This is a genomic window from Parundibacterium terreum (assembly GCF_014636315.1).
In the GTDB taxonomy this organism is placed as follows: Bacteria; Pseudomonadota; Gammaproteobacteria; order Burkholderiales; family Burkholderiaceae_D; genus Undibacterium; species Undibacterium terreum.
This window is the reverse complement of sequence record NZ_BMED01000008.1, coordinates 71,530-88,357: the sequence shown is the minus strand read 5'-3', so window position 1 is coordinate 88,357 and position 16,828 is coordinate 71,530. Positions and strand designations below refer to the sequence as shown.

At 55.8% G+C, this 16,828-nt stretch carries 18 protein-coding genes; 7 read left to right on the top strand and 11 right to left on the bottom strand.

Translation table 11 applies throughout. The annotated features are described in order from the left end of the window. Positions 1–16: 16 nt before the first annotated feature. Entirely contained in the window at positions 17–2,599 is a 2,583-nt protein-coding gene (gene clpB, locus IEW12_RS26805; RefSeq protein WP_188569218.1) for an ATP-dependent chaperone ClpB, read from the bottom strand. A 112-nt stretch (positions 2,600–2,711) separates the two neighbouring features. On the opposite strand from clpB, the gene IEW12_RS26800 reads away from it, so the two are divergent. Beyond that, on the top strand, positions 2,712–3,257 hold the full coding sequence (locus tag IEW12_RS26800; protein WP_188569217.1) for a hypothetical protein: 546 nt from the start codon (positions 2,712–2,714) through the stop codon (positions 3,255–3,257). 89 nt (positions 3,258–3,346) lie between these two features. On the opposite strand, the gene pip is transcribed toward IEW12_RS26800, so the two are convergent. From pip to IEW12_RS26770, 6 genes are all read right to left on the bottom strand, one after another. Then, positions 3,347–4,312, bottom strand: a complete 966-nt coding sequence (gene pip / locus IEW12_RS26795; RefSeq protein WP_188569216.1) for a prolyl aminopeptidase — start codon at positions 4,310–4,312, stop codon at positions 3,347–3,349. Between the two features lie 135 nt (positions 4,313–4,447). After that, positions 4,448–4,822 carry a fluoride efflux transporter CrcB gene (gene crcB, locus IEW12_RS26790; RefSeq protein ID WP_188569215.1) on the bottom strand — a complete coding sequence of 125 codons (375 nt, stop codon included), beginning with the start codon at positions 4,820–4,822 and terminating at the stop codon, positions 4,448–4,450. After that, complete coding sequence (gene moaE / locus IEW12_RS26785; RefSeq protein WP_188569214.1) at positions 4,819–5,310, bottom strand: molybdopterin synthase catalytic subunit MoaE; 492 nt, start codon at positions 5,308–5,310, stop codon at positions 4,819–4,821. The genes crcB and moaE overlap by 4 nt, the downstream gene beginning before the upstream one ends. A 64-nt stretch (positions 5,311–5,374) precedes the next feature. Then, positions 5,375–5,632 carry a molybdopterin converting factor subunit 1 gene (gene moaD / locus IEW12_RS26780; RefSeq protein ID WP_188569213.1) on the bottom strand — a complete coding sequence of 86 codons (258 nt, stop codon included), beginning with the start codon at positions 5,630–5,632 and terminating at the stop codon, positions 5,375–5,377. Between the two features lie 43 nt (positions 5,633–5,675). Next, entirely contained in the window at positions 5,676–6,911 is a 1,236-nt protein-coding gene (locus IEW12_RS26775; protein WP_229751375.1) for a molybdopterin molybdotransferase MoeA, read from the bottom strand. Between the two features lie 99 nt (positions 6,912–7,010). Continuing rightward, complete coding sequence (locus IEW12_RS26770) at positions 7,011–7,886, bottom strand: PhzF family phenazine biosynthesis protein (protein ID WP_188569212.1); 876 nt, start codon at positions 7,884–7,886, stop codon at positions 7,011–7,013. A 175-nt stretch (positions 7,887–8,061) separates the two neighbouring features. Between IEW12_RS26770 and IEW12_RS26765 the strand changes: the two genes are divergently transcribed. From IEW12_RS26765 to IEW12_RS26745, 6 genes are all read left to right on the top strand, one after another. Then, complete coding sequence (locus tag IEW12_RS26765; protein ID WP_188569211.1) at positions 8,062–8,310, top strand: DUF1272 domain-containing protein; 249 nt, start codon at positions 8,062–8,064, stop codon at positions 8,308–8,310. Between the two features lie 45 nt (positions 8,311–8,355). Next, the gene (locus tag IEW12_RS26760) at positions 8,356–9,267 is read left to right on the top strand and encodes an EamA family transporter (protein WP_188569210.1); all 912 of its coding nucleotides are present in this window, start codon (positions 8,356–8,358) and stop codon (positions 9,265–9,267) included. Beyond that, the gene (locus IEW12_RS26755; protein WP_443098510.1) at positions 9,218–9,970 is read left to right on the top strand and encodes a DJ-1/PfpI family protein; all 753 of its coding nucleotides are present in this window, start codon (positions 9,218–9,220) and stop codon (positions 9,968–9,970) included. Before IEW12_RS26760 ends, IEW12_RS26755 begins: the two co-directional genes overlap by 50 nt. Continuing rightward, complete coding sequence (locus IEW12_RS28975) at positions 9,936–10,283, top strand: helix-turn-helix domain-containing protein (protein WP_229751373.1); 348 nt, start codon at positions 9,936–9,938, stop codon at positions 10,281–10,283. Before IEW12_RS26755 ends, IEW12_RS28975 begins: the two co-directional genes overlap by 35 nt. Positions 10,284–10,379: 96 nt before the next feature. Then, complete coding sequence (locus tag IEW12_RS26750; protein ID WP_188569209.1) at positions 10,380–10,934, top strand: glutaredoxin domain-containing protein; 555 nt, start codon at positions 10,380–10,382, stop codon at positions 10,932–10,934. 129 nt (positions 10,935–11,063) lie between these two features. Further along, the gene (locus tag IEW12_RS26745; protein WP_188569208.1) at positions 11,064–11,528 is read left to right on the top strand and encodes a DUF6265 family protein; all 465 of its coding nucleotides are present in this window, start codon (positions 11,064–11,066) and stop codon (positions 11,526–11,528) included. 80 nt (positions 11,529–11,608) lie between these two features. Here IEW12_RS26745 and thrC read toward each other — a convergent pair whose 3' ends face one another. The 4 genes from thrC to IEW12_RS26725 all read right to left on the bottom strand — a co-directional run bounded on the left by thrC (position 11,609) and on the right by IEW12_RS26725 (position 16,725). Next, positions 11,609–13,069: a threonine synthase gene (gene thrC / locus IEW12_RS26740; protein WP_188569207.1), complete on the bottom strand. Its 1,461-nt coding sequence runs from the start codon at positions 13,067–13,069 to the stop codon at positions 11,609–11,611. 201 nt (positions 13,070–13,270) lie between these two features. Beyond that, entirely contained in the window at positions 13,271–14,119 is an 849-nt protein-coding gene (gene fdhD, locus IEW12_RS26735; protein WP_188569206.1) for a formate dehydrogenase accessory sulfurtransferase FdhD, read from the bottom strand. After that, positions 14,100–14,396, bottom strand: coding sequence for a hypothetical protein (locus IEW12_RS26730; RefSeq protein WP_188569205.1), 297 nt, complete (start codon positions 14,394–14,396; stop codon positions 14,100–14,102). Before IEW12_RS26730 ends, fdhD begins: the two co-directional genes overlap by 20 nt. A 7-nt stretch (positions 14,397–14,403) precedes the next feature. After that, the gene (locus IEW12_RS26725) at positions 14,404–16,725 is read right to left on the bottom strand and encodes an FdhF/YdeP family oxidoreductase (protein ID WP_188569204.1); all 2,322 of its coding nucleotides are present in this window, start codon (positions 16,723–16,725) and stop codon (positions 14,404–14,406) included. Positions 16,726–16,828: the final 103 nt, after the last annotated feature.

The following is a 16,828-nucleotide window of genomic DNA, read 5'->3' as shown; positions in this document are numbered from 1 at the left end:
GGGAGACGAGGCTGGCTCAGGCTTTTCCAAACACCAGTTCGCCATTGGCGGCATCCACCGAGATAATATCTTTCGGCCCAAACTTTCCTTGCAAAATCAGCTTGGATAAAGGACTTTCTATCTCTTGCTGGATAGCACGCTTCAAAGGCCGCGCACCATACACAGGATCAAAGCCCGCTTCTGCGATTTTTTGCAAAGCAGCGTCGCTTACCTGCAAGCCCATCTCCATCTGTTCCAGACGCTTGGTCAGCGTATCCAGTTGTATCCTGGCGATGGCGCCGATGTTCTTCGTATCCAGTGCGTGGAAAACCACGATCTCGTCGATACGGTTGATGAACTCTGGACGGAAATGGTTTTTCACTTCGCCCATCACCGCCATTTTGACCACGGCCTGGTCGCTACCTTCCATCGCCTGTATCTGGTGCGAACCGAGGTTGGACGTCATCACGATCACCGTATTCTTGAAGTCCACCGTGCGCCCCTGGCCATCGGTCATGCGGCCATCATCCAGCACTTGCAGCAGCACATTAAATACATCGTGATGCGCCTTCTCTACCTCATCCAGCAAGATGACGCTGTAGGGCTTGCGGCGCACGGCCTCGGTCAAGTAACCACCCTCCTCATACCCGACATAACCCGGTGGCGCACCGATCAGCCTGGCCACCGAATGCTTCTCCATGAACTCGCTCATGTCGATGCGTATCAGTGCATCCTCGGTATCGAACAGGAAGCTGGCCAGCGCCTTGGTCAATTCGGTTTTACCCACGCCCGTTGGTCCCAGGAACAGGAAAGAACCGTAGGGACGGCTAGGATCGCCCAGACCTGCACGTGAACGGCGGATCGCATCGGATACGGCAACGATGGCTTCGTGCTGGCCGACCACACGCTTATGCAGAGCATCTTCCATCTGCAGCAGTTTCTCGCGCTCACCCTGCATCATCCGTGAAACCGGAATGCCGGTGGCACGGGAGACGATCTCTGCAATTTCTTCAGCACCGACTTGCGTACGCAGCAGCTTCATCTTGCCGGTGTTGTGCTGCTGGCTATCGTCAGCCTGTTTCAGTTGCGCCTCCAGTTCCGGCAAGCGGCCGTACTGCAGCTCGGACATTGTCTGCCAGTCGCCCTTGCGCTTGGCATCATCCATTTGCAAGCGGATTTTTTCTATTTCCTCGCGGATGTGCGCACTACCCTGCACCGTGGCTTTTTCCGATTTCCAGATTTCTTCCAGGTCCGCATATTCGCGCGACAAGCGGCTGATTTCTTCCTCTATCAACACCAGGCGTTTCTTCGAGCCTTCATCTTTTTCCCGTTTAACCGCTTCTTTTTCTATCTTCAACTGGATCAGACGGCGGTCCAGCTTATCCATCACTTCAGGCTTGGAGTCGATCTCTATCTTGATCTTGGCAGCAGCCTCATCGATCAGGTCGATGGCCTTGTCGGGTAAGAAACGGTCAGTGATGTAGCGGTGCGACAATTCTGCCGCCGCAATGATCGCCGGATCAGTAATATCCACGCCATGATGGACCTCATATTTTTCCTGCAGGCCGCGCAAGATCGCCACCGTTGCCTCTACGCTGGGCTCGTCCACCATGATCTTCTGGAAACGACGCTCCAGTGCAGCGTCCTTTTCTATGTATTTACGGTATTCGTCTAGCGTAGTGGCACCGACGCAATGCAGTTCGCCGCGCGCAAGCGCAGGCTTCAGCATATTGCCGGCGTCCATCGCACCTTCCGCCTTGCCGGCGCCGACCATCGTGTGCAGCTCATCAATAAAGACTATAGTCTGGCCCTCGTCCATGGCGATTTCTTTCAGCACCGCTTTAAGGCGCTCTTCAAATTCGCCGCGGAACTTGGCGCCCGCCAGCAAAGCGGCCATATCCAGCGACAATACCCGCTTGGACTTCAGGCTGTCCGGTACTTCACCGTTAATAATCCTCTGCGCCAGCCCTTCGACGATGGCGGTCTTGCCCACGCCCGGCTCGCCGATCAGCACGGGATTATTCTTGCTGCGCCTTTGCAAGACCTGGATCGCGCGGCGTATCTCGTCGTCACGGCCGATTACAGGGTCCAACTTGCCCAAACGGGCACGTTCGGTCAGGTCCAGCGTGTATTTCTTCAAGGCTTCGCGCTGGCCTTCGGCTTCCTGAGAATTGACATTGGCGCCGCCGCGCACCGCAGAAATAGCCGCTTCCAGCGACTTGCGGCTCAGGCCGTTTTCCCTTGCCAGCTTGCCGGCATCGGACTTGTCGTCGGACAGCGCCAGCAGCAGCATTTCGCTGGCCAGGAACTCATCGCCGCGTTTTTGGGCTTCTTTGTCGGCAAGATTGAGTAAATTACTCAGTTCACGCCCAACCTGTACCTGGCCATCAGTGCCGGACACTTTGGGCAGGCGCTCCATGGAAAGCTTCAGGGCGGAGGTTAGGCCCCCTACATTGACGCCTGCCCTCTGCAGAATGGAGCGAGCACCCCCATCTTCCTGGTTCAGCAGAGCCAACAAAACGTGCACGGGCTCTATGTATTGGTTATCATTGCCGACCGCATAGCTTTGTGCATCGGCCAGGGCTTCCTGCAATTTGGTAGTAAGTTTGTCGAGACGCATTAAATGCTCCTGAAAATGGTTTATTACGTCAAAAAATTGGGGCAATCACCCTTTTTTCAAGAATGGAATATGCGACAAGCTTGATCTGCATCAAGCTTCGTCCAAAATCGCAATGGAATTATTACAAATACAAGTAATCTACCAGGCAGAGGAAGACCGCATCCTGGTCAAATTCTCTTTCGGCGAAAGTGCTGCTGAAGGAGAAAGGCAAGAAATCCGGGCCCATCTGACAAGGAGGCTTTTGTTACGCCTATGGCCCACCACACTGCAAGCGCTTGCAACCCAGGTAGTATTGAACAAGCCGGAAGCCGCGCACGCCAGCGCAGACATTGTCCAGATGGAACATCAATCCTCACTACAAAAAATGCATGAAGAAGGCGGCTTCAGCAACCCTTATCAGGCCTGTGCAGAGATTTTCCCGCGTGGAGAAGCCGCATTGCTGATCCATAGCATCAACTTCAATATAGTCGCCGGCGCATCCATTTGCCTGCAATTCTTCCCTGTAGGCCAGGAAGCGTTTGAAATCACCATGCCGGAAACCCTGCTGCACGGTTTCTGCAGCCTGTTGCAGGCCGCGACCAAAGAAGCAGAGTGGGGCTTGGAGCTGCTCATACCAGGCAGCGAACATGCCTCAGCAGCGCCGCGCGTGCTGAACTAAAATGCAAAAAGCCTGCCATTTTCATGCAGGCTTTTCATTCCAGCTTGGATGTCCGCAGCAAGCGCTTGCCAGCGCGCTGCGGATGATATCTAGTCGAACGCCATTTTTTTCTTAAATTGTTCGGTAGCCGCCACCAGCGCGGCCGCAATCCCGGGCTCCATGGCAGCATGGCCGGCGTCGCCGATCAAATGAAAGCGTGCCTCAGGCCATGCCTGATGCAGACGATAAGCAGTCGCCGGAGGACAAATCACGTCATAGCGGCCCTGCACGATTACCGCCGGTAAATGCCTGATCTTGCTTATATTCCTGATCAATTGGTCGTCTTCCATAAAGGCCGTGTTCAGCATGTAATGCGCTTCCAGCCGGCCTATGCCCAGGCTGACCGCATCCGACTCAAAATCTTCTATCGCCTCTGCCTGTGGCTTCAGGAATAGACAACTGCCTTCATAGCGGCTCCAGTTCCTGGCGGCCTCGGTATAAATGGCGGGGTCGTCGCAGAACAGGCGCTTCACATAGGCTTGCAGCAGGTCGCCGCGTTCATCTTCAGGAATAGCGTTGGCGAAACGTTGATGCACTTCCGGATAAAACCAGCCCATACCGTTGACGAACCAGTCCACCTCGGCCTGGGTGCACAGGAAAATGCCACGCAGCACAAAGCCCAGGCAACGATGGGCATGTGCTTCGCCATACGCCAAGGCCAGTGTGGAACCCCAGGAGCCGCCAAATACCAGCCATTGCGAAATGCCCAGCATTTCGCGGATTTTCTCTATATCGGAAATCAGCAGGCCGGTGGTGTTGTTGCGGTACTCGCCCAACGGCGTCGATTTGCCCGCGCCGCGCTGATCGAACAAGACGATACGGTAATGGCGAGGATCGAAAAAACGCCGGTGATTCGGCGACAAACCACCGCCCGGCCCGCCATGCAGGAACAGGACCGGCGTGCCGTCGGGATTGCCGCACTCTTCCCAGTACAGGGTATGCAACTCATCAACCTGCAAAGTGCCGGTGCGGTAAGGCTCTATCGCCGGAAACAAAAGATTATCGATAGTCGTCATGAGAATTTTCCAAATGATGGCGCAGCGCGGGATCACCGCATTGCACCTGATTGTTCTTGCATAGCCCGAATCAGGCTACTCCGATGTTACTCCAGTGTGGCAGCAGGCATGATCATAACGCTTTGCAGGCAATGCTTAATTTGCCAACGCCCGCCAGGATGCGAATCCGGCGATGCAGCACAGTACCGAACCGATCAAATGCAACAGTGAATGCCCGGCCGCCCACATATACTCACCGCGCTGCAACAACAGCATGGATTCTGCAGAAAATGTCGAGAAGGTCGTCAAGCCTCCCAGAAAGCCCGTAATGGCAAACAGCCGCCACTCCGGGGCAATCTCAGGATAGGAGGAAAACAAGGCCACCAGCAGCCCTATCAGATAGCCGCCGCCCAGGTTCGCGGCCAACGTACCAAGCGGCAGCTCGCCGTGCACAGGATTGAGCCACAGGCCCAGTCCCCAGCGCAGCCAGGCGCCTATGGCAGCTCCCAGGCCGATCGCCAGCCAGCTCATGAAACGTCCTCATCCTTGCCGGCGGAATTGCTGGAAGCGACACCCCACTTACTCAGGGCCTTGTCATCGTGCTCTCTGGCATCCACCCAGCGCGCACCCTCGGGCGTCTGTTCTTTCTTCCAGAAAGGCGCCTGGGTTTTCAGGTAATCCATGATGAATTCGCAGGCGGAAAATGCCTCTCCGCGATGAGCGGACGCCACTGCGACCAATACAATCTGGTCCAGCGGCTGCAGCGGCCCTACCCTGTGGATGACCAGGCAATCCTGCAAGGTCCAGCGCTGATGCGCCTGCTGCACGATATCTTCCAGCGCCTTTTCCGTCATGCCTGGATAGTGCTCAAGTTCCATCGCATGTACATCCATACCCTCGTTCATGTCGCGTACCACACCGACGAAGCTGACAACAGCTCCTATCGCAGGCTTGTCGGCACGCAGCTTCGCCAGCTCGGTGCTCAAGTCAAAATCTTCGGTTTGTACGTAAATCGACATAAGGAATTTGCTTCGTTAAAAATAGTGGAACTTCCGGCGCATCTACCGGGGTACTGTCAATAATTCAGCCGCCTGTCACCGGCGGGAAAAATGCCAGTTCGCCGCCATCCGCAATAGCGGTATCCGCGCCGCACATCTGCTGGTTATAAGCCATGCGTAAAGCGCGGCCTTCCGCCAGCGCTTCGGCCCATGGACCACCGCGCGTCATCAGCCAGGCCCGTACATCGCCGACAGTTTTTACTTCTACAGGCAAGCTGGCTTGCTCTGCCGAGGTACCCAGCTTTTCACGAATGCTGGCAAAAAAACGTAATTCTATATTCACAGTCAATCCCACCATTCAAATCTGTTTTCAAAGCTGAGTTTCTTCAAGACAGCAATTCTGCAAACGGGATAAAGCGTACCAGATCCCCCGCGGCAATAGCCTTGCCTGGCGCCAGATCAATCAAACCATCCCCCCATACCGTAGAAGTCAGCACACCGGAACTCTGGTTGGGGAACAGGTCCAGACCGCCACTACGATTGATGCGTGCGCGCAGGAATTCGTTACGCCTGTCCGGCTTGCTCCAGTCAAAATCGGCTCTTAGCTGATAGGACAGCGGAGCGACATCAAGCACTCCCTGCATGCGTAAAATAAACGGCTGCACAAACAGTAGGAAGGTAACAAAACTCGCGACAGGATTGCCAGGCAAACCCAGGAAGAAAGCAGATCCCACTTCGCCGAATGCCAAAGGCTTGCCCGGCTTGACCGCGATCTGCCACATATTCAGACGCCCCTCCGCTTCCACTGCAGGCTTGACGTGGTCTTCCTCACCGACGGATACGCCGCCGGAAGTGATGATCAGGTCATGCTGCTGCGCGGCGCGACGCAGGGTGTCGCGGGTAGCTTCCAGGCTATCCGGCACGATGCCGTAGTCGGTAATATCGCAGCCCATGCCTTGCAGCAAACCGGTCAGGGTGAAACGATTGGAATTATAGATGGCGCCCGGTTTCAAAGGCTCGCCCGGCATTGCCAGTTCGTCGCCGGTAAAAAATACCGCAACCTTCAGCTTGCGGACGACAGGCAGATTGGCCAGACCCACCGATGCCGCCAGGCCAAGCTCCTGCCCGCGCATGCGGGTGCCGGCCGGCAGGATAATGGCCCCTGCGCGTATATCCTCACCCTGGCGGCGTATCCATTCGCCGGAGACCGGTACGTGATTGATGGTGACAACATCCGCGCCTTCCGATTTTTCCAGCAGGCATTGCTCCTGCATCACGACCGCATCTGCCCCACGCGGTATCATCGCTCCGGTAAAGATGCGCGCTGCCGTACCCGCTTCCAAAGCCTGGCCTACATGGCCTGCCGGGATGCGCTGCGTGACGCGCAGCCGGGCCTGGCCGCTGGAACAGTCTGCCGTGCGCACGGCATAGCCGTCCATCTGGGTATTGTCCATAGGCGGCACATGTAATTGCGATACCTGGTCTTGCGCCAGGGTACGGCCAAAGGCGGAGATGGTCGGTATCGTTTCAACATCCAGCACAGGGCGCACTGCGGCCAGCAGGATATCCAGCGCTTCGGCAACACTTAGCATGGGCTTCTTTTCGCTCTTTTTTTCACTCATCTCAGGCTCTTATTTTGCTATACATGCCTTATTGTATATCGGCAGCAATAAGTTGCACTGATGCGGGCGGTGATAATGCCCATTCGCTTAATATTCGCTTTATACCGTGACGGTGCCGCGCCCTATTTCCAGCACCCGGCCGCCGACCCGAATTTGCCTGTCAGCCGTTACTTCCAGACTAAGCCGGCTCGGGCGCTGCACTTGCTCCCCCTGGGAAACACTGAGGCGTGCCGGCAGCTCCTGATCTGATGCAATCCACCAGCCGCCCAGATTGGCGCACGCCGAACCGGTACCTGGGTCCTCGACCACACCGCCGCCCTTGCGGACAAAAAAATATCTGGACAGAACCTGGATCTCCTGTCCCGCGCTGCTGTTTTCTTCGTCAAAAGCAAACACATACGCGGTCTTGCGCCCCAGGCTGCTCTGCGGCCATTGCTCCAGTCGCGAGCTGTCCGGCTGCGCGCGCCTGACGGCAGCAGCGCTTTTCAGCGGAACCAGCAACTGGTCAGTGCCGGTATTGACCCAGACCGGACTGGCTGACAAGTCATCAGCTTCCAGGCCCAGCATCGCGGCAATGTCCTCCGCAGGCAAGCCGGGTACCGTCATGACCGGATTGCCGTCGCTGGGCGCCGTAAAGACCCAGTGATCCTGCCTGGCCTCTACTTGTACCACGCCGGCCAGGCACTCCAGGCTCAAGCTGTCTTTGCCTCCCATCAAGTCGCGTACAACGTGTGCTGTGCCCAGTGTAGGATGGCCGGCAAATCGCATTTCATAGCCGGTGGTAAAAATGCGCATGCGGGCATTGGCCTTGTCGGAAGGCAAAATAAAGCTCGTCTCCGACAGATTGAACTGCAGCGCGAGTGCCTGCATCTGCTCATCCCGCAGCCCCTCTGCATCTTCAAACACGCACAAAGGGTTGCCGCCAAAAATGGATTCGGCAAAGACATTCAACAAACGGAAGGAATAAGTCTTCATGGGCAAGATCCTGATAATAGAGATATCATAAGTGCCTGAAAAGCGAGGCTTACTTTTTATAGCCTATCATGATGTCCTAAAATGTCCGCTTAATGTCTGACAACCAGCTACCGGTTTTGCATCAAACTGTTACGCTCGTATCCAGGTTTTATGAATTATATTTTAAGGATACGTGATGCTGGAACTTCGCCCTGGCTGTGAATGCTGTGACCGTGACCTGCCGCCGGATTCGGCCGAGGCGCGGATTTGTACTTTCGAATGCACGTTCTGCGCTGATTGCGTAAAGAATGTCTTGCATGATACCTGCCCTAACTGCGGGGGCAATTTTGCAGCACGGCCTATCCGGCCGGCAGGCAAGCTGGGCAAGTTTACTCCTTCGCAAAAGCGGGTTTTTAATCCTGATTTACTGAAGAGCACTCAATAAAAGCATCAAGCAAGCATAAAACCTATTTTCCCTAGTCGAGCAGCCATGTCCAAAAATGTCCTTTCGAAACGCCAACTCCTCATTGCACTGACCGTCATTTTGCTATGGGGCGTCAACTTCGTTGTCATCAAGATAGGCTTGAAAGGCGTCCCCCCTTTTCTGCTTGGCGCACTGCGCTTTGCCCTGGTCGCATTTCCCGCCATCCTGTTTTTGCCGCGCCCCAAGGTAGAGTTGAAGTGGCTGCTGGCTTATGCATTGACGATCAGCCTGGGTCAATTCGCCTTCCTGTTTTCGGCGATGGCGGTCGGCATGCCTGCCGGGCTGGCGTCGCTGGTGCTGCAGGCACAGGCATTTTTTACGGTGGGATTCTCGGCGATGGTATTCGGTGACAAGCTCCGCGCATCCAATCTGCTCGGCATGCTGGTCGCCAGCGTAGGCCTTTTATTGCTGGGCAGCGCCAGCATCAGCAGTTCGGCCAGCCAGGTTACCTTACTCGGTTTTATCCTGACCCTGCTCGCCGCGGCATCCTGGGCCAGCGGCAATGTGGTGAATAAAAAAATAGGCTCGACTTCGCTGCTGAGCCTGGTGGCGTGGAGCGCATTGATACCGGTAATTCCCTTCCTGCTGCTGTCGCTGATTTTTGAAGGCGCAGACACGATCAGCTATAGCCTCAGCCATATAGGCCTGTCCTCCGTGCTCGCTATCGCCTACCTGGCCTTTGCCGCGACGCTGACAGGCTACACATTGTGGGGCAGCCTGCTGTCCAGCCTGCCTACGCACATGGTCGCACCATTGACGCTATTGGTGCCGGTGATCGGCCTCAGCACTGCCTGGATACTGCTGGGCGAAGCGCTGAATCCCTTGCAATTGCTAGGAGCGGCGATCGTCATGTGCGGCCTCGTGATCAATGTGTTCGGTGCCAAACTGCTCGCGCAATGGCGGCGCGCGCCAGTCTGACATGGCAGCGCCCGGAGCCTCGACCATGCAGAATGTCAAACGCCATACAGTGTATTTCCTGCTATTGCCGGATACGCTATTGATCGACATGGCAGGTCCCGCCGATGCACTGCTGTTTGCCAACCGCTACCAGAAGGATATCCATTTCGACCTGAAATTCATCAGCCCTTTTCCGCAAATCCGCTCGTCAGTCGGTTTGCTGCTGGGTGAGCTGGCGCCTTTGCCCGACGAATTGGAAGCAGATGCAATCCTGATCCTGCCGGGCCTCGTGGGCATGGAGTTCCACTACGATACACCCGAGGAAAAAGCCGCGATACGCTGGCTCAGGCAACAGGTCAAACCAAGCAACCGGCTGATCTGCATTTGTTCCGGCGCCTTGCTCGCGGCCCATGCCGGCCTGCTGTCCAATCATGCGGCAACCACGCACCATGACCATTGCAAGGACCTGGCCAATATCGATAGCTCCATCCGCGTCGAGGAAAACCGCATCTTTGTCGAACAGGGAATGGTCAGCACCAGTGCAGGTGTTACTGCAGGCATAGATCTCGCGCTGCACCTGATCAGCCAGCTCGCCGGTCCGCTCACNGCTCACTTCCGCTGCAGTTGCCCGCAACATGGTCGTCTATATGCGCCGGGCCGGTTCCGATCCACAACTGTCGCCGTGGGTCATGCACAGGAATCATATCCATCCTGTGGTGCATAAAGTACAAGATGCAGTTGCGAAAAATCCAGCCCATCCGTGGAGCCTGCCGGAGCTGGCCGATATCGCCTGCACCAGCTCGCGCCACCTGACCCGCCTGTTCAAGACACATACCGGCATTTCGGTCCAGGAATACCTGACCAGCCTGCGCCTGTCTCTGGCTAGCAAGCTGCTGTCGCAGACCGGCTGGTCCATGGACAGGGTGGCACAGGCGTCGGGCTTTGGCTCCGCCAGGCAATTTCGCCGCGTGTGGGGCAATTTCCATGACGAATCCCCCAGGGCCTACCGTGCACCACAGGAAAATCTGCGCCATTGAAACCATGCCATGCAGTAAGCATGGTTCCATCAGGCAATCTTTGGCCCGAAATAAGCTATCATAGTCCATCCTTCCGATTTTCAGCCTGAGCACCGAATGCCACAAATTTGCCCTAAATGCAGCTATATCCGCAAGGCCACTGATGGAGGTCCGGAATGGCAGTGCCCATCTTGCCAGGTTGTCTATAGCAAGGCCGGCGGTGCGGATGCCGACGCCAGCTATGGCAAATATGGCGCTGCCAGCGTCAGCCGGGCACCTGCTGAATCAAGCAAATTAAAGCTCATCGTATTGCTTGTGATATTGGCGGCTACCATCGTGGTTGCCAGGCCGATTATGAAAGCCAGGGCATTGCGCCATGCCGCCGGAACCGGTATCACTGCAGATAGCACAACAAGCAACACCGCCCAGCCTACCGTCATCTTGTATGGCACGACTTGGTGCGGCTATTGCGCGGCAACCAGGAAATTTTTTAAAGAGAACGGCATACGCTATACCGAGCTCGATGTAGAAAAAACCACAGAGGGCTACAACGGTCATAAAAAACTGGGCGGCGGTGGCGTGCCGGTGGTGACGATAGGCGATCAGGTACTGCATGGCTATAGCGAAGAAGCATTAAATCAAACACTAGGTCCCTGGCTCAAGAAATCCTGAATTAGCGCAAATATCTTCGCGCATACGCTAGCCAGGGCGTGACGGCCAGGCATTGTGCATCGCTGTAAACAAGCGCAAAATCCAGCTAAGCTTCCTTGTTCCCATTAAAACAATATCAGGAGACAAAACATGCGCGCCCTTCCCCTTTTATTTTCTTTAAGCTGCGCCGGCTTGCCTTGCCTGGCGCAAGCTGCCAGCCTGGCAGACCTTGATTGGCTCAGCGGATGCTGGCAAAGCACAGGTGGCGAAGCAGGATCTGAAGAGCACTGGCTGGCAGCAGCGGGCGGCAGCTTGCTGGGCATGGGGCGCACCGTAGTCAAGGGCAAGATGGTGGATTTTGAGTTCATGCGCATAGAGCAGGACAAGGATCAACTGATATTTACGGCCAAGCCATCTCGCAAGCCGGAAGCCAGCTTCCAGATGATTTCACTGCAGGGCAAGAAGGTGGTATTTGAGAATGCCACCAAGGACTTCCCGCAGCGTGTGATCTATCAATTGAAGGATGACGGCAGTCTGCTGGGGCGCATAGAAGGCAAGTCGAATGACAAGGAGCGCGCCATCGATTTCCCCATGCAAAGAAAGAGCTGCCAGTAAAAACATGCAAAGGCGCGCAAAGACATGCAAATAAAAACGCAGCCCTGGGGCTGCATTTTTATTTGTCAGTGATGCGGCGCTTACAGGCCGGTATGCTGGCTGATATAGGCCTTCATCTTGTTCACATCAGCAGTCATCACTTCAAAGCGCTGCGGCAAGGCTTCTATGTTTTCAAAGCCGGCTGGGCGCTCTGCATCATGGCCCAATGCCTCACGTATGGTTTCATTGAACTTCGCCGGCAGCGCCGTTTCCAGCACTATCATGGGCACGCCCGGAGCCAGGTGTTCTTGCGCGACCTTGATGCCGTCCGCAGTATGTGTATCGATTGTGATCCCATATTTGGCCTTGACCTGGCGTATCGTATTCAGGCGGTCGGCATGCACGGATTTACCTGACACAAAACCGAACTGCGAGATCTTCGCAAACTCATCGCCGTCGCTGCCCGGCTTGCCGGACAGATCAAAGCCTCCCTGGGTTTCCACCTTCTTGAACAAAGCCGCGACCCTTACAGCATCACCATCCAGCAAGTCATAGATGAAGCGTTCAAAATTGGATGCCTTGGAGATATCCATCGAGGGGCTGGTCGTATGGTAAGTCTCTGCCGATTTGCGCACGCGATAAATGCCGGTAGTGAAAAACTCATCCAGCACATCGTTTTCATTGGTGGCAACAACCAACTTATCGATAGGCAAACCCATCATACGCGCAATGTGGCCGGCGCAGATATTGCCAAAATTACCGGAAGGCACAGTAAACGACACCTTCTGTTCATTTGCCGTAGTCGCGCTCAGGTAGCCGCGGAAGTAATACACCACCTGCGCCACCACGCGCGCCCAGTTGATCGAGTTGACGGTGCCTATCTTTTGCCTGGCCTTGTACTCCAGGTCATTGGATACCGCCTTGACCATATCCTGGCAATCGTCAAACACGCCTTGCACGGCGATATTGAAAATATTCGGATCTTGCAGGCTGAACATCTGCGCAGTCTGGAAGGCGCTCATCTTCTTATGCGGCGACAGCATGAAGACGCGTATGCCCTGCTTGCCGCGCATCGCATATTCGGCAGCGCTGCCGGTATCGCCTGAGGTCGCGCCGAAAATATTCAGCTCGGCCTGCTGCTTGGCCAGGGTGTATTCAAACAGATTGCCCAGCAACTGCATGGCCATGTCCTTGAATGCCAGCGTCGGGCCGTTCGACAAGGCCTGCAAAATCAGCTTGCCGTTTGCGCCCTCTTCCAGCACGCGCAAAGGCGTGATTTGCGCGGCATCTTCACCGGCACGCGTATTGCGGTACACATCGGCGGTATAGGTCTTTTGCGTAATGGTTTTGATGTCGGCAGCGGGGACGTCGGTGGCAAATTTGCTCAGCACTGCAAAAGCCAGGTCAGCATAAGACAGTTTGCGCCAGGCGTTCAGTTCATCGCCGCTCACTTGCGGATAATGTACCGGCAAATACAAACCGCCATCGGGTGCCAGGCCGCCTAACAGTATTTCGGAAAAAGTCTGCTCTGCGGCATGGCCGCGGGTGGATACATATTGCATAGTAACAAGAGGAGTGGGAAGGATTTTTCCTTATTATATATCGCCCCACCGGCCAAAAATCTGTAAAAATTGGGTTTTTACAAAGAATATTAGTGCATTTATTTGGCGTATTTACCTGGCACAAGTATTTGATGCGTCTCTTGCGTCGTCTCCTGCATCGTCTCCTACCTCAGAAGCGGCAATTGAGGAAAAAGCCGGCTTTCAGGCCCGGGAAACCCGTTGCGGGTGCGCATACACGACAAAGCCGGTACGCCGCACAAAACCCAGCAAGCTGATGCCGGCCTGCTGGGCCATATTGATGGCAAGGCTGGTCGGTGCTGAAATGGTTGCCAGCATGCTCATATTGGCGCGTGCCGCCTTTTGCACCAGCTCATAGCTGGCGCGGCTGCTCATGATCGCAAATCCAGGTGATCTCGGTGCTTTGGAAGAAGCCAGCGCGCCTATCAGTTTGTCCAGCGCGTTATGGCGGCCCACATCTTCACGCAGCAAGACGATATTTCCATCCACATCGGCCCAGGCGGCCGCGTGCGTGGCGCCGGTTACGGCATTGATCTCTTGCAGCCCCTGCATGGATGCAAAGGCCTTTTGCAAGGCTGCCGTGGTGATCAGCAAGCTGTCCGACAGGCTGGGCATGGACAAGTCCAGCGCGGTCAGGCTTTCCAGGCCGCATACCCCGCAGCCGGTGCGGCCAGCGAGCTGGCGCCGCTTGTCCTTCAGGCGCACGAAGCACTCTGAGGCTATCGTCAATTGAATTTCCATGCCACCCGCATCCGGTGCGGCTATGCATTCGATATCATAGATCTGCGCGGGGCTGTCGATGATTTGTTCAGAAAGGCTGAAGCCCAGTGCAAAGTCTTCCAGGTTCTGCGGCGTCAGCATCATCACAGCATGCGAGATGCCATTGAATACCAGGGCCACCGGCACTTCTTCAGCCACCCGGTCTATCGTCGGCAAGCCATCAGCGATAGCGGAAGCATCAGGCTGCTGCCATTGATGGCGCACTACCGTCACATCACGGTAGCCTGGCAATTCAACGGGATCCGTTTCCATCTTGCGACTCTCCCTTGTACCCTTTGTACTCCTCGCAGGCTGCGCGCCCCTTGGCGGTCAATGCCAGCAAGGTCCTGTCGCCATCCTGCACCACCGCGACCCAGCCCAGCCCAGCCTGCTCGCCTATCTGCTGGTCGCCGAGATAGGCTACACAACGCAGCAGGCTACTCATGCGCACACCCAGCTTTTTCGTCAGGCGCGCCGCCGATACCGGTTCTGCATGCATCGCCAGCTCTTGCAACAAGGCTTCCGATAGGGACTGTACGCTATGCTCCATGTGACAATCAGTGTACCGCAGATGCCGTTTCTTTTGCCTGATGCGGCGTCAGCAAAACAGGAATCGACTTCGAGGTTGGCGTACGTGCAAAATCGGCAAAACTGGACAAGGGCACCAGATTATTGGTTTCCGGGAAATACGACGCCAGGCAGCCGCGCGGAATATTGTATTCCACCAGCATGAAGCGCTTTGCCTCGCGATGCACTCCGTCCTCTCCCAGACTTTCTATATCCACCCAGCTACCGGCCTTCATGCCCAGTTGCTCTATGTCTTCCTTGTTGATGAACAATACCCGGCGCTCGCCGAACACGCCGCGATAACGGTCGTTCATGCCGTAGATGGTCGTGTTGTATTGATCGTGCGAGCGCGTTGTGGACAGATTGAATACCTGGCGGCCATGCTTCTCCCTGGCGCGGTGGATAGGCAAGTCTGTCGGTACGCGATGCGCCTTGAAATTGGCTTTTTTGGTAGCCGTATTCCATACACGCTCTGATGCGGTATTGCGCAAGTGGAAGCCGCCCGGCACCTTGACCCGGTTGTTGAAGTCGGCAAAGTCATCCAATACCATCGCGATCTTGTCGCGTATCCTGTCGTAGTCTGCCACCAGGGACATCCACGGCGTCTTGCTGCGATTCTTCAAGGTAGCCGCTGCCAGGCGCGCAACAATCATCGGCTCAGACAACAGATGCTTGGAAGCCGGCGCATTGATGCCGGAAGACAGATGCACCATGCTCATCGAGTCTTCAACACTGACGGCTTGCGGACCGGTTTCCTGCATGTCGATCTCGGTGCGGCCCAGGCAAGGCAGGATCAGGGCTTCACGTCCATGCACCAGGTGGCTGCGGTTAAGCTTGGTGGTGACATGCACGGTCAGCGCGCAATTACGCAACGCCTTGTGGGTAGCATCGGTATCCGGTGTCGCGGTGGCGAAGTTGCCGCCCAGCGCAAAGAACACCTTGTTCGGTTCTGCCAGCATCGCGCCGATGGCGCCAACGGTATCGTAGCCGTTCTCGCGCGGCGGCGTAAAATCAAACACCTGACCCAGGCGATCCAGGAAAGCCGGGCTAGGTTTTTCATAAATGCCCATGGTGCGGTCACCCTGCACATTACTGTGGCCGCGTACAGGGCAAGGGCCGGCGCCGGGCCGTCCGATATTGCCACGCAACAGCAGCATATTCACGATCATCTGTATCGTTGCGACCGAATGCTTGTGCTGCGTAATGCCCATGCCCCAGCAGGCGATAACGCTCTTGGCCTTCATGTAAATATCGGCGGAACGCTGTATCTGTTCCCGGGTAAGGCCGGATTCGGTAACAATCACGTCCCATGGCTCTGCCAGCACATCGGCAGCGAAGGCATCAAAATTGGCCGTGTGCTCTGCGATGAAGTCCACATCGATCACACGCGGCTTGCCGGCTGCCTGTGCCGCCTGATCGGCTTCCAGCGTGCACTTGATGATGCCCTTGACGGCGGCAAGATCGCCGCCGATTTTTACTTGATGATAACTGGAAGAGATAGACGTCGCCTTGTCTGCAATCATCTCTATCGTGCTCTGTGGATCCTGGAACTTTTCCAGGCCGCGTTCGCGCAAGGGATTGAATGAAACTATGGCTGCGCCGCGCTTGGACGCTTCACGCAATTCACCCAGCATGCGCGGATGATTGGTGCCGGGATTTTGTCCAAAAATGAAAATCGCTTCTGCGACATGGAAGTCGGACAGCAATACCGTGCCCTTGCCTATGCCCACCGATTCGCGCATCGCAAAACCGGAAGGTTCGTGGCACATATTGGAGCAATCGGGAAAATTATTGGTGCCGAATTCGCGTACGAACAACTGATACAGGAAAGCCGCTTCGTTGCTGGCACGCCCTGATGTGTAGAAGATCGCATCGTTGGGCGACGGCAAGGCATTCAGCCTTTCCGCCACCAGTTCAAAGGCCTGCTCCCAGGACACGGTCTGATAGCGGTCGCTCGCTGGATCGTACTGCATGGGCTGCGTCAGGCGACCCAGGTTTTCCAGCCAGAAGTCGGGCTGCGCGGCCAGGTAGGCCACTGTATGCTGGGAAATCAGTTCAGGGGTAGCGCGGCGGGCAGTCGACTCCGCAGCAACTGCCTTCGCGCCGTTTTCACAAAACTCGAAGGTGGACGTGTGATCCTTATCTGGCCATGCGCAACCGGGGCAGTCAAAGCCGTCCGGCTGATTCGCGGACAATAGCGTGCGCGCACCTTTGGCAGGTATGCCCTGCTCAAAGATCTGCTGCGCCACACTTTTCAACGCGCCCCAACCGCCGGCTGGACGATCATAAACCTGGATAGTTTTTTTGCTCATAATTGCCTAGGATCACTATGTTGACCGTAGCCTAACACGCCTGCCATTAGCAGCTCAATAAGCTGAATAAAGCATATTAGACATTCGGCTAGACCAAACTACA

Excerpts from the sequence above, each read along its gene's own strand:
- IEW12_RS26775 (WP_229751375.1), bottom strand. The coding sequence starts at position 6,911 with ATGAGTGAAAAAAAGAGCGAAAAGAAGCCCATGCTAAGTGTTGCCGAA.
- IEW12_RS26730 (WP_188569205.1), bottom strand. The coding sequence starts at position 14,396 with ATGGAGCATAGCGTACAGTCCCTATCGGAAGCCTTGTTGCAAGAGCTG.
- IEW12_RS26800 (WP_188569217.1), top strand. The coding sequence starts at position 2,712 with ATGGAATTATTACAAATACAAGTAATCTACCAGGCAGAGGAAGACCGC.
- thrC (WP_188569207.1), bottom strand. The coding sequence starts at position 13,069 with ATGCAATATGTATCCACCCGCGGCCATGCCGCAGAGCAGACTTTTTCC.
- IEW12_RS26725 (WP_188569204.1), bottom strand. The coding sequence starts at position 16,725 with ATGAGCAAAAAAACTATCCAGGTTTATGATCGTCCAGCCGGCGGTTGG.
- IEW12_RS26765 (WP_188569211.1), top strand. The coding sequence starts at position 8,062 with ATGCTGGAACTTCGCCCTGGCTGTGAATGCTGTGACCGTGACCTGCCG.
- IEW12_RS26770 (WP_188569212.1), bottom strand. The coding sequence starts at position 7,886 with ATGAAGACTTATTCCTTCCGTTTGTTGAATGTCTTTGCCGAATCCATT.
- moaE (WP_188569214.1), bottom strand. The coding sequence starts at position 5,310 with ATGTCGATTTACGTACAAACCGAAGATTTTGACTTGAGCACCGAGCTG.
- IEW12_RS28975 (WP_229751373.1), top strand. The coding sequence starts at position 9,936 with ATGCACAGGAATCATATCCATCCTGTGGTGCATAAAGTACAAGATGCA.
- crcB (WP_188569215.1), bottom strand. The coding sequence starts at position 4,822 with ATGAGCTGGCTGGCGATCGGCCTGGGAGCTGCCATAGGCGCCTGGCTG.
- IEW12_RS26760 (WP_188569210.1), top strand. The coding sequence starts at position 8,356 with ATGTCCAAAAATGTCCTTTCGAAACGCCAACTCCTCATTGCACTGACC.
- fdhD (WP_188569206.1), bottom strand. The coding sequence starts at position 14,119 with ATGGAAACGGATCCCGTTGAATTGCCAGGCTACCGTGATGTGACGGTA.
- pip (WP_188569216.1), bottom strand. The coding sequence starts at position 4,312 with ATGACGACTATCGATAATCTTTTGTTTCCGGCGATAGAGCCTTACCGC.
- IEW12_RS26750 (WP_188569209.1), top strand. The coding sequence starts at position 10,380 with ATGCCACAAATTTGCCCTAAATGCAGCTATATCCGCAAGGCCACTGAT.
- clpB (WP_188569218.1), bottom strand. The coding sequence starts at position 2,599 with ATGCGTCTCGACAAACTTACTACCAAATTGCAGGAAGCCCTGGCCGAT.
- IEW12_RS26745 (WP_188569208.1), top strand. The coding sequence starts at position 11,064 with ATGCGCGCCCTTCCCCTTTTATTTTCTTTAAGCTGCGCCGGCTTGCCT.